At 72.5% G+C, this 11,785-nt stretch carries 11 protein-coding genes; 1 reads left to right on the top strand and 10 read right to left on the bottom strand.

Going from position 1 to position 11,785, the window contains the following annotated elements:
- Window positions 1–105 precede the first annotated feature (105 nt).
- From ACYUD3_RS24465 to ACYUD3_RS24455, 3 genes are all read right to left on the bottom strand, one after another.
- Window positions 106–642, bottom strand: coding sequence for a hypothetical protein (locus ACYUD3_RS24465; protein ID WP_470973467.1), 537 nt, complete (start codon window positions 640–642; stop codon window positions 106–108).
- Window positions 643–748: 106 nt separating this feature from the next.
- Entirely contained in the window at window positions 749–1,630 is an 882-nt protein-coding gene (locus ACYUD3_RS24460) for a hypothetical protein (protein ID WP_470973464.1), read from the bottom strand.
- 69 nt (window positions 1,631–1,699) lie between these two features.
- On the bottom strand, window positions 1,700–2,470 hold the full coding sequence (locus ACYUD3_RS24455; protein ID WP_470973461.1) for a hypothetical protein: 771 nt from the start codon (window positions 2,468–2,470) through the stop codon (window positions 1,700–1,702).
- Between the two features lie 86 nt (window positions 2,471–2,556).
- Here ACYUD3_RS24455 and ACYUD3_RS24450 point away from each other — a divergent pair, with 86 nt between their 5' ends.
- Window positions 2,557–3,570: a heme/hemin ABC transporter substrate-binding protein gene (locus ACYUD3_RS24450; RefSeq protein WP_470973459.1), complete on the top strand. Its 1,014-nt coding sequence runs from the start codon at window positions 2,557–2,559 to the stop codon at window positions 3,568–3,570.
- A 48-nt stretch (window positions 3,571–3,618) separates the two neighbouring features.
- On the opposite strand, the gene ACYUD3_RS24445 is transcribed toward ACYUD3_RS24450, so the two are convergent.
- The 7 genes from ACYUD3_RS24445 to ACYUD3_RS24415 all read right to left on the bottom strand — a co-directional run bounded on the left by ACYUD3_RS24445 (window position 3,619) and on the right by ACYUD3_RS24415 (window position 11,688).
- A complete protein-coding gene (locus tag ACYUD3_RS24445; RefSeq protein WP_470973456.1) occupies window positions 3,619–4,608 on the bottom strand; it encodes an adenosine deaminase in 990 nt (329 codons plus the stop codon).
- 76 nt (window positions 4,609–4,684) lie between these two features.
- Complete coding sequence (locus tag ACYUD3_RS24440) at window positions 4,685–5,590, bottom strand: ribonuclease Z (RefSeq protein WP_470973454.1); 906 nt, start codon at window positions 5,588–5,590, stop codon at window positions 4,685–4,687.
- Between the two features lie 6 nt (window positions 5,591–5,596).
- Window positions 5,597–5,950, bottom strand: coding sequence for a histidine triad nucleotide-binding protein (locus ACYUD3_RS24435; RefSeq protein WP_470973452.1), 354 nt, complete (start codon window positions 5,948–5,950; stop codon window positions 5,597–5,599).
- A 55-nt stretch (window positions 5,951–6,005) separates the two neighbouring features.
- Window positions 6,006–9,206, bottom strand: coding sequence for a S41 family peptidase (locus ACYUD3_RS24430; protein ID WP_470973449.1), 3,201 nt, complete (start codon window positions 9,204–9,206; stop codon window positions 6,006–6,008).
- A 45-nt stretch (window positions 9,207–9,251) separates the two neighbouring features.
- Window positions 9,252–9,773 (bottom strand): hypothetical protein, encoded by a 522-nt coding sequence (locus tag ACYUD3_RS24425; protein WP_470973446.1) that lies wholly within the window; start codon window positions 9,771–9,773, stop codon window positions 9,252–9,254.
- Window positions 9,774–9,829: 56 nt separating this feature from the next.
- Window positions 9,830–10,579: a 16S rRNA (uracil(1498)-N(3))-methyltransferase gene (locus tag ACYUD3_RS24420; protein ID WP_470973444.1), complete on the bottom strand. Its 750-nt coding sequence runs from the start codon at window positions 10,577–10,579 to the stop codon at window positions 9,830–9,832.
- Window positions 10,576–11,688: a nitronate monooxygenase gene (locus ACYUD3_RS24415; RefSeq protein ID WP_470973441.1), complete on the bottom strand. Its 1,113-nt coding sequence runs from the start codon at window positions 11,686–11,688 to the stop codon at window positions 10,576–10,578. Before ACYUD3_RS24415 ends, ACYUD3_RS24420 begins: the two co-directional genes overlap by 4 nt.
- Between the last annotated feature and the right edge of the window lie 97 nt (window positions 11,689–11,785).

Below are 11,785 nucleotides of genomic sequence, written 5' to 3'. Positions count from 1 at the left end.
CGGGAACGGGCCGGCCGGGTGGGGCGGCCGGCCCGTACGGGGACCCGTACGGGTCTCAGGGGGACGCGTACGGCCCCTGGGGGAAGCCCTTAAGGGGCCGCCGGACTACTGGAAGCTGATCGGGACGTGCACGTCGTAGCTGCGGCTGTTGGTGTTGAAGTGGTCGGCGCGGGTCACGACCGCGCACTCGACGTCCTCGCCGCAGACGCTGCCGTCCTCCAGGGTGGCCTTCACGAAGATGCTGACACTGAAGGTGCCGCCGGTGGAGAACTTGGAGCTGTTGGCGAAGAGGCCGCCGAAGGTGTTGTTCACCCAGTGCGAGGCGCCGGTGGCGCCGGACTCGTCCTGGCCGCCGAGGCAGGGGGTCGGCTTGTTGACGCCGGCCGCGCCGTCGACGACACAGAGGCCGACGTAGATGCCCTGGCCGGTGTTGTAGCCGGAGCCGGAGACGGTGACGACCTGGCCGGCCGCGGCGGCGGTGGCCGGGGAGGTCAGCGACAGGTTGTAGGTGACACCGCCGTCGGTGACGGTGCGCGTCGAGGTCGCGGCGGAGGCGGAGGTGGCCAGGCCCAGGGTCAGCGCGGAGGCGGCGGCGACGGCGAGGCCGGCGCGGGCGGCGGTACGGGCGGAGGCGACTCTCATGAGGGAGGACCCTTCTGATCGGTCCGAGCCCGAACGGCTCGAATTTAGGTAAGGCTAACCTAAATACGATCTTCGGTTGTTTGTCAATGGACGGTAAAGAGGAGGTTCAGCTACCGGCCGCGCTCACCGTGAACTCGGCTTCCAGCGACTGGAGTTCACCGGTGACGGCGGTCACGACGACCGTGTGCGCGCCTTCAACAGCGCTGTCGTACACGGGGAATTCGACCGCGAACCTCCCGTCCGCGCCGGCCACCGCCTGGTACCGGGTGTCCCCGTCGATCGCGACGAGCACGACGGTCCCGGGGGCGAACTCCGTGCCGCTGAGCTGCTGTTGACCGCCCGGCGGGAGGGCCGGACGCGCGAGGGACACGGCAGCGGCGGCTTGGGGCGCGGCCTCCTTCTCAGCAGGCGCCGCCGGAGGCTCCTCCGCAACGGGAGCCTCCGACGGCACCGCCTCCGGGGCCCCGACCGTCACATCGAGCACCCCGAGCTCACCCCCGGCCACGAACTCCCGCCCGCTCCAGGCGGCCAGCAACTCGGCCCCCTCGGAGGAGAGTTCGGCCCTCAGTCCGGCCCGGCCGGCCGTGGTGACCTGGGCCAGCGTCAGCACCCGGGCCCGCCCGTCGACGACCGTACGGGTCTGGAGAGCGCCGGCACCCACGGTGAGGTGGAGGGTCAACCCCGCGAGAGTCAGGGGCTGTCGGGCGCCGGGGGCGGAGAGCTGGACGGCGCCGCCCAACCGGACGTCCCCGTTGGCCTGTTCGGCGTCGAGAGTGCCGCCGACGACAGGGAAGGAAGCGCCCGCCGATTCGACAGCGGGTTCTGTCACAGCGAACGAGACGCCCAGCGCGGTGAGTTGGGCATCGACGCCGGTCCAGCTCGCCCGCCCCTCGGAGCTCCCGGCGGATGGGCCGGCCAGCGCACCAGGGCTGCCCAGCATGAGCGACGCCCCGGCCGTCAGCGCGACAAAGGCCATTCTCTTGGCCATGTTCAGTTCTCCCTCAGCTGTATGAGGATCAGTCAGTTCATCTGTCAGGGGCGACCGGCGCAGCCCCGCTCAGCCCGCCGTCGACCGGCGCCGCCACGCCCACCACCACGCCCCGCCGCCCAGCGCCAGCAGCCCCGCCGACGCGAGCCCGAGCGGCATCGCCAGGCCGCTGCCGGTGCTGGCCATCGAGCCGGACGGGTCGGCGGAGGCCGATGAGACGACCGTCCCGGAAGCACTCGCGCTCGGTGTCGCGGACGGCGAGACCCCCGTACCCCCCGTCCCCGAACTCCCGGCGGCCGTACCGGAGTCGGCCGTACCGAACGTGACCGGAATCCGTACCGTCTGGCTCTGGTCCCCGCCCCTGGTGTGGTCGTTGCGCGTGATGACCGCGCACGTCACGCCGGCCGCCGTGCAGTCCGTGTTCGCGTCCTTCGCCCGTACCTTCACCTGGACGCTGAACGTCCCGGCGTGCCCGCTGCCGCCGTACGGCTTGGCGAGGCCCTCGCCGTAGGAGGGCGGGTTGGAGGAGACCCACACCGAGGCGCCCGACTCGCCGGACATGTCGACGCCGCCGACGCAGGGCGTGGGCGTCTTGCCGGGGCCGTTGTCGACGCAGAAGGCGACGTAGATGCCCTTCTCGGTGTTGTAGCCGGTGCCGCTGACGGTGACCGTCTCGCCGGCGGCGGCGAGGCCGGACGTTTTCGACACGGTGAGTTTCTGGCCCTCGGGACCCGTCGCCGTACCGCTCGCGGCGGATGCCTGTGAGACGACCGCGAAGAGTGCGACGGCCGTCAGAGAACACACAACTCCGTGACCGCGCAGGCCACTTGCCGGTGCCATGAGAACACTCCCACCAGGAGGAACTAAGGACAGCCTAACCTAAACTAATTCTCAACCGGATGCCAGGCGACTGGAAAGGAAAGACCATGCGGAGACGGCTGGCCGCCCTCGGGCTGGGCCTCGCACTGCTGACGGGCGCGTGCGGCGGAGGCGGAACGACGACGGCCGACGCGACCCCCGGATCGGCGGGCGCACGCGCCGCCGCGGCGGTGGAACAGCTCGCGAAGAACTCGGTCGTACCGCTCGAAGGACCGGCCCCCACACCGGAGTTGCCGGTCACCGTCGACTCCTCCGACGGGCGGAAGGTGACGGTGAAGGACGCCTCGCGGATCCTCCCTCTCAACGGGGGGATCGCCGAGATCGTGTTCACGCTCGGCCTCGGGGAGCAGGTCGTCGGCCGGGACATCACCGCCACGTTCGCGGAGGCCAAGAAGCTTCCCCAGGTCACCAAGGCGCATGACGTGAGCGCCGAGAGCGTGCTGTCGCTGCGGCCGACGGTCGTGCTCGCCGACACCGACACCGGGCCCAAGGAGGCGATCGACCAGATCCGGGACGCCGGGGTCCCCGTCGTCGTGCTCGACCCGGCGACCAAGCTGTCCGACGTCACGACCCGAACGACCCGCGTGGCGGCGGCACTTGGGGTTCCGGACGCCGGGAAGGCGCTCAACTCGCGGATGAGCGAGGAGCTTTCGCAGGCGAAGGCGAACGTCCCCGCAGGGAGCAGGCCGAAGGTCGCGTTCCTCTACATGCGGGGCAGCGCGGCCGTGTACCTCATCGGCGGGAAGGGGTCCGGCGCGGACTCACTGCTCGAAGCCGCCGGGGCCCAGGACGCCGGGGTGGCGGCCGGGTTCACTCGGCCCTTCACGCCGATCACCACCGAGGCGCTGGCGCAGACGAGTCCGGACGTCATCCTCATGATGACCAAGGGGCTGGAGTCGGTCGGGGGCGTCGACGGGCTGCTCCAGGTCCCCGGGATCGCCCAGACCCCGGCCGGCATGAACAAGCGGGTCGTCGACCTGGAGGACGGCGTGCTGCTGAGCTTCGGCCCGCGCACGCCGCTCGTCATCGACATCCTGGTCGACAGGATCCACCGGAAGTGAAACCGGCCAGAACACCCCCAGCCCCGTAAGCCTCAGAAGGCGTAAGCCTCAGAAGACGTAAGCCTCCACCTCCGCAAGGTACTTGGCCCGCAGCTCCTCATCGTCGTCCAGGAACGACGCCACGAACGAGTTGCGGGCCAGCTCGCGCAACTTCTCCTCCGACAGCCCGAGTTGAGCGGCCACCGCGTCGAAGTTGTCCCCCGCGTACCCCCCGAAGTAGGCCGGGTCGTCGGAGTTCACCGTGCACAGCAGCCCCGCCTCCAGCATCGCCGGCAGCGGGTGCCCGGCCAGGACGTCGACCGCCCGCAGCCGTACGTTCGACAGCGGGCACAGCGTCAGCGGCACCCGCTCCCGCACCAGCCGCTCCACCAGCGCCGGGTCCTCCATGCAGCGCAGCCCGTGGTCGATCCGCTCCACGCCGAGGACGTCCAGCGCCTCGGTGATGTACGCGGCCGGGCCCTCCTCACCGGCGTGCGCGACGCGGCGCAGGCCCAGCGCGGCGGCGGCCTCGTACACCTCGCGGAACTTCACCGGCGGGTGCCCGACCTCGGCGGAGTCCAGGCCGATGCCGGTGATGCGGTCGAGGTACGGCTTGGCCGCGTGCAGCGTCCGCATCGCCGACTCGGCGGACTCGTCGCGCAGGAAGCACATGATCAGCCGGGTCGAGACGCCGTGCCGCGCCTCGCTCGCGCCCAGCGCCCGCCACAGCCCCTCGACGACCGTCCCCATCTCCACGCCCCGCGCGAGGTGCGCCTGCGGGTCGAAGAAGATCTCCGCGTGCCGCACCCCCTGCGCGGCGGCCCGCGCCAGATAGGCGTCGGCGAGGTCGGCGAAGTCCTGCTCGGTGCGCAGGACCGCCATCAGCGCGTAGTACAGGTCCAGGAACGACTGGAGATCGTCGAAGTCGTACGCCCGCCGCAGCGCCTCGGCGTCCGCGTACGGCAGCTCCACGCCGCCCCGTCCGGCCAGCGCGAACGCCAGCTCCGGTTCCAGCGTGCCTTCGATGTGCAGGTGCAGTTCTGCTTTGGGGATGGGCATCGAAGTATCCTACGCCCGCTTTGCCGGAGTTTCGAAACCGGCGCCCACAACCTCGGAGCCGGCGCCCGCCGGAAGCTCACCGCCGCTTCGGCACCGGCACCCTCAGTAGATCCCGCGCCACACTCAGCTCCCCGGTAAACCCGGCAGCCCGCGCCTGCCGCTCGAACTCCTCCGGATCGCTGTACCGCTGGCTGAAATGCGTCAGCACGAGATGCCGCACCCCGGCGTCCCGGGCCACCCCCGCCGCCTGACCCGCCGTCAGATGCCCATGATCCGCCGCCAGTTGAGCGTCCTCGTCGAGGAACGTCGACTCGATGACGAGCATGTCGCACCCTTCCGCGAGCGCGTACACGCCCTCGCACAGCCGGGTGTCCATGACGAACGCGAACCGCTGCCCGCGCCGCACCTCGCTGACGTCGTCCAGCGAGACGCCCCCGAGGGACCCCTCCCGCTGGAGGCGGCCCACGTCGGGCCCCGCGACTCCGTGCGCCGCGAGCAGCTCGGGCAGCATCCGCCGCCCGTCGGGCTCGACCAGCCGGTAGCCGTACGCCTCGACGGGGTGCGAGAGCTTGTGGGTCTCCAGCGTGTACGAAGGGCCAGCCGCGACAGAGCCGTTCTCCGAAACCGGCGCCTCCGTCACCCCCACGGTCTCCCGGTACGCCGTCGAGTACCGCAGCCGGTCGAAGAACCGCTGGCCGGAGCGGGGGTAGTGGGCCACCACGGGGTGCGGGACCTGGTCGAGGTTGATCCGCTGGATCACGCCCGCGAGCCCCAGCGAGTGGTCCCCGTGGAAGTGCGTGACGCAGATCCGGTTGAGGTCGTGCGCGGCGACCCCGGCGCGCACCATCTGCCGCTGGGTCCCCTCGCCGGGGTCGAAGAGGATGCCCTCGCCGTCCCAGCGCAGGAAGTACCCGTTGTGGTTGCGGTGCCGGGTGGGCACCTGGCTCGCGGTGCCGAGCACCACCAATTCACGTACGGACATGGCGAGTTACCCGGGCGGCCACTGGAGGCCGCGCCCGGCGAGGACGTGCGCGTGCGCGTGGAAGACGGTCTGTCCGGCGCCGGCGCCCGTGTTGAAGACGATCCGGTAGCTGCCCGCCTCCTCGCCGGCGGCGACCTCGCCCGCCTCCCGCAGGACGTCGGCGGCGGCCTCGGGGTCACCGGCCGCGAGGGAGGCCGCGTCCGGGTAGTGCGCCTTGGGGATCACCAGCACATGGGTGGGCGCCTGCGGGTTGATGTCCCGGAACGCGACGGTCGTGTCGGTCTCCCGCACGATGGTCGCCGGAATCTGCTTGTCGACGATCTTGCAGAACAAGCAGTCGTCCTGCGGCTCCCCAGCCATACGCGTGCCTCCTAGAGTGTCGTGAGGGAAATGGTAATGGCCCGGAAAAAGCGGGCTACGGCCGCTCCGGCGCTACCTTCGCCGGCCGCTCGCCCAGCGCCTCCAGCGCGATCCGCACGGCCTCGTCCAGCTGGACGTCGCGCCCGGCGGCGTAGTCCTGGGGCCGTACGACGACCTCCACGTCCGGCGCGACCCCGAAGTTCTCGACGCCCCACCCGAACCCTTCGAGCCAGATCGCATACTTCGGCTGAGTGACCAGCGTCCGGTCGACGAGCCGGTAGCGGCTGTCGATCCCGACGGTCCCGCCCCAGGTCCGCGTGCCCACAACCGGCCCGATCCCCAAGGCTTTTATGGCCGCGTTGACGATGTCCCCGTCCGACCCCGAGAACTCGTTGGCGACGGCGACGACCGGCCCCCGGGGCGCGTCCGCCGGATACGTCGTCGAGGTCATCCCCCGGGCCGCCTCCCACCCCACGACCCGCCGCGCCAGCTTCTCCACGACGAGCTGCGAGGTGTTCCCGCCCCGGTTCTCCCGCACGTCGACGACGAGCCCCTCGCGGGCCACCTCGACCCTCAAGTCCCGGTGGATCTGGGCCCATCCGGGCGCCTGCATGTCCGGCACGTGCAGATACCCAAGCCGCCCACCGGACTTCTCGTGCACATAGGCCCGCCGGCCGGCGACCCACGCGTGATACCGCAACGCCTCCTCGTCGGAGATCGGCACGACGACGGGATGCCGCACCTCGCCCCCGCCGGCCGGCGACACGGTCAGCTCGACGGGCTTGCCCGCAGTCCCAACGAGCAGTGGGGCAGGGCCGGTTACCGAGTCGACAGGGTGCCCGGCGACGGCGACGATGGCGTCCCCGGCCCGTACGGCGACTCCAGGCGCGGCGAGCGGTGAGCGCGCGTCCGGGTCGGAGGTCTCCGACGGCAGGATCCGGTCGATCCGCCAACTCCCGTCCGCGTGCCGGGAGATGTCGGCGCCGAGGAGACCTTGCCGGGGCTCCCGCCCGTACGGGCGCGACCCGACGTACGCGTGCGAGGTCCCCAACTCCCCCTGGACCTCCCAGAGAAGGTCGACGAGATCGTCGTGCGTGGCGACCCGTTCCAGCACCGGCCGGTAGCGGTCGAGCACTCCCGTCCAGTCCACCCCGGCGAGGTCCTCCCGCCAGTAGTTGTCCCGCATCAGCCGGCCCGCCTCGTCGTACATCTGCCGCCACTCGGCGGCCGGGTCGACGGTCTGGCGGACTCGGGCGAGGTCCACGGTGACGTTGCTGTCGCTGTCCTCGTCCCCGGAGGCGCGGCGGTCGCTGGGGACGACCTTCAGCTTGCCGTCGGTCCACAGCAGCAGCCGCTTGCCGTCGCCGCTGACCTCGAAGCCGTCGGCGTCGTCCGCCAAGTGCTCCACGCGCCGCTGGGCGAGGTCGTAGCGCTCCAACTCCGTGGTGGGGACCGGGTCTTCGGGGGTGGCCCGGGAGGCGCCGAGGACGCCGTGGACGGGGTGGCGCAGCCACAGGACGCCGTCCTTCGCGGCGCGCAGGGCGGAGTAGCGGCCGGCCTCGACGGGGAACGGCACTATGCGGTCGGCCAGGCCCTCCAGGTCGATGCGGGTCGCGGGGGTGCCCTCGCTGTCGGGGGTCTCCTCCTTGTCCGGCGCCTCGAAGGGGCGGCCGTGGCGCTGCGGGCCGAAGGGGGACGGGGTCGTCGCGGCGAGGGTGATGAGGTGCGGGCGGGCGCCGGAGACGAACGACAGGTCGAAGACGTGCTGGTCGTAGACCGGGTCGAAGGCCCGCGTGGACAGGAACGCCAGGTGCTTGCCGTCGAGGGTGAAGGCGGGCGCGTAGTCGTGGAAGCGCAGCGGGGTCGCCTCGGTGACCGAGAGGTCGGTGGTGTGCGCGAGCTTCAGCTGGGCGAGCGGGGCGGGGCCCGGGTGGGACCAGGCGAGCCAGGCCGAGTCGGGCGAGAAGACCAGGTCGGAGACCTCGCCGTCGGCGCTGCGGGCGACCTCGCGGACCTCGCCGGTCTCGCGTTCGACGAGCAGCAGCCGCCCGTCGTGCGCGGCGACGGCGGCCCGGCTGCCGTCGGGCGCCATGGCCAGCTCCAGGACCCGGCCGAGCCGCCCGCCCGCGAGCCGGCGCGGCGGCGAGCCCGGCGCGAGCCCGGTGGACGGGGCGAACTCCAGGGCGTCCTCGCCCTCCGCGTCCGTCACCCACACCGCCCACTCCTCGCCCTCCGGGGTGCGGAAGACGCGCGGCGAGCGCGCCCGCACCCCCGGCTCGGCGGCGAGCGCCCGCGCGGGCCCGGCCCGGTGCGTCACCCAGTGCACGGCCCCGCGCACCTCGACGGCGCTGCCGCGCGCGGTGTGATCGGGCGCGGCCTCCTCGACCCACCCGGCCGCGTTGACCGTACGGGGCCGCCGGTCCAGCCGCTGCCCGCCGAGCCGTACGTCCAGCCGGCGCGGCTCGGCGCCCTCCAGGTCGTCCAGGATCCACAGCTCACCGGCCGCCGCGTACACGACCCGCGTGCCGTCACCGGCGGCGTGCCGGGCGTAGAAACCGTCCAGCGGGGTGTGTCTGCGCAGGTCGGAGCCGTCGGCGAGGGACGAGTACAGCGCGCCGGTGCCCTCGTGGTCGGACAGGAACGCGATCCTCTCGCCCGCCCACACCGGGCACTCCAGGTTCCCGTCGAGATCCGCGTGCAGCCGTACGAAGTCGCCCTCGCCGCCCGTGTCGATCCACAGCTTGCCGGCCATGCCGCCCCGATAGCGCTTCCAGTGGGCGGCTTCCCGGCCGCCGCGCGCGGACAGCAGGACCGGGTGCGGGCCGAGGGCGACGGTGTCGACGACGCCGTAGGGCAGGACCGTCGCCGGGCCGCCGTCGAGGGGGACGGCGCGGGCCCAGCTGCGGGAGCGGGAGGCCTGGTCGTGGGTGGCGACGGCGAGGACGTGCCCCTCGGGGGTCCAGCCGCACACGCGGGTCGTCGAACTGCCCCAGTGGGTCAGGCGAGTTGACGGGCCGCCGGCGACGGGCGCGGTGTGGATCTCGCGGGCGCCGTCGCGGGTGGAGGTCCAGGCGAGGGTCTTTCCGTCCGGCGCGATGCGGGGCGTGGCGACGGGGGTGTTGTCGGCGCTCACCCGCCAGGCCCGGCCGCCGTCGAGGGGCGCGAGCCAGACGTCGTCCTCGGCGGTGAAGGCCGCCAAGTCGCCGTGCAGGTGCGGGAATCGGAGATACGCAGCGGGCGTCGCGGACTGTGTCACCCGATCACCCTATGCAAGGAACGCCCGGACAGACACCGTTTCGGATCACTTGCCCTGCGCCGGCCAGCACGTCGGATCGCCCTTGCACCACACGGTCTTGGTGACCGTGACGGTGACCCGCCCCTCGGGCCCGCCCGTCGACGGCGGGTTCACGGGCGACGGCGACGAGCAACTGCCCAGCCCGCTCACCCGGAACACCTGCTTGCCCGCGACATCGGCGACCAAGTCCCCGCGCACGCAGGCCCCGTCGACGGCCCGCGTCACCCTGCCGGTGACGGTGATGGCCTTGCCGTCCTTGGTCTGCCCGGTGCAGTCCACGGAGACGATGGTGTCCTCACCGGCGCTCGGCGTCGCGGACACCCCTGAACTGCCGTACTTCCCGGTGCAGTTGAGCCAGTTGACGTTGACGTCATGCTGCTGGAGCTCTTTGGTGGCCGTCGTGCCGGTCGTGTAGGCGACGTCCGTCGCCCCGATCCCGCCGGTCGGGTCGCACGCCGCCAGCGCGCCGACGAGGACGGTTCCCGTCCCCGTGACGACGGCCGCTCGCATCCACTTCGATGCACGCATACGGCAAGCTTCCCACCACGGGGGCGGACGTACCAGAGCCCTTCAAAAGAGGGGGGTCAGCTCCAGCGGCCGGTGCGGCCAAGTACCAGTGCGGCGGCGGCCGTTCCGGCGGTCGACGTCCGCAGCACGCTCGGCCCCAGCCGGAACGTCTTCGCCCCGGCCTCCCTGAACAGCGCCAACTCCTCGGGGGAGACGCCCCCTTCGGGCCCGACGACCAGCAAGATCTCGCCCTCGGCGGGGAGTTCGGCGGTCGCCAGCGGCTCGCTCCCGTACTCCCGGTCCTCGTGCAGCACGACGGCCAGGTCCGCCTTCGCCAGCAGCGCGGCGACCTGCTTGCTGCTCGCCGGCTCGGCGACCTCGGGGAAGCGCACGCGCCGCGACTGCTTGCCGGCCTCCCGCGCGGTGGCCCGCCACTTCGCGAGCGCCTTCTGCCCGCGCACGTCCTTCCACTGCGTGACACAACGGGAGGCGGCCCAGGGGACGATGGCGTCCACACCGACCTCGGTCATCGTCTCGACGGCGACTTCACCCCGGTCGCCTTTGGGGAGGGCTTGGACGACGGTGATGCGGGGCTGCGGCGGCGGCTCCTCCGACAGGGACTCCAGGTCCATGACGGTCAACTGGTCCTTGCCTTCAGCGGACTTGACCACGCCCTCGATCCAGCGCCCGCGCCCGTCGGTGAGGACGACGTCCTCGCCAGGGCGCAGCCGCTTCACGGACACCGCGTGCCGCCCCTCGGGCCCGTCGAGCACGAACTCGGGCCCGATGCCGAGGAGTTGGTCGACGACGAAGACCGGCGCCGTCATCGCGCGATACCCCCGTCGGCGGTCGGCGCGTCGTCCGGCACCGGAGCCGTCGCGGACAACGCGCAGCGCGCCGCGTCGAGTTCATCGGCGAGGACCGCCACCAGCTGCCCGGCGGGCAGCTCGCGCGCCATCCGGTGCCCCTGCCCCGCCCACAGCGCCATGCCCTGCGCGTCTCCCGCCTTCGCCGCCGCCTTGCGCAGCGGGGAGGTGAGGTGGTGCAGCTCGGGGTAGGCGGCCGGGGCGTAGGGGCCGTGCTCGCGCAGGAAGCGGTTGACGAGGCCGCGCGCCGGGCGCCCGGAGAAGGCGCGGGTCAGCTCGGTGCGGGCGAAGAGGGGATTGGTCAGGGCCTGCTTGTGGACGGCGGCGGCGCCGGACTCGGGGGTGGCGAGGAACGCCGTGCCGAGCTGGGCCGCGCACGCGCCGGCCGCCATGACGGCGGCGATCTGGGCGCCGCGCATGATGCCGCCGGCGGCGATCAGCGGCAGGGAGACGGTCTCGCGGATCTGTGTCAGCAGGGTCAGCAGACCGGTGCCGGCGCGGTCGTTCTCGGGGTTGTCGCGGTGCGTGCCCTGGTGGCCGCCGGCCTCGACGCCCTGGACGATCACCCCGTCCGCGCCGGCCCGCTCGACCGCGTGGGCCTCTTCGGGGGTGGTCGCGGTGACGAGGGTCAGTGTGCCGGCCCGGCGCAGCGCGGCGAGGATCTCGGGGGCGGGGGCGCCGAAGTGGAAGGAGACGACCGGGACCGGGTTGTCGAGCAGGACGGCGAGCTTGGCGTCGAAGCCGTCGTCGCGTCCGCTGTCGGGGTCGCCCAGCTCGGTCTCGTACCAGGTGCTCTCGCCGGCCAGCTGGTGCGCGTACAGCTCGACCGCGCCGGCCTCGGCGTACTCGGGCTGCGGCAGGAACAGGTTGACGCCGAACGGCCGTGAGGTCAGCCCTCGCAGCTGTTTGATCTCCTCGTACATCCCGTCGGCCGTCTTGTACCCGGCGGCGAGGAATCCGAGGCCCCCGGCCTCGGCCACGGCGGCGGCCAGTTGGGGCACGGAGACACCGCCCGCCATGGGCGCCTGCACGATCGGGAGCGGGAGGAGACCGGTGAGTGCGGAGGACATGACGGCATGGTGTCACGTCCCCCGGACCACATCGAATCGGGCCCGCGTTTTGGCATACGCCAAGTTCAGCGCTGCCTCACGTACGCCCGTTGAACGC

The sequence above is a fragment of the Streptomyces sp. AMJ-169 genome (genome assembly GCF_055597585.1).
This window is presented reverse-complemented; position numbering and strand designations above follow the sequence as displayed.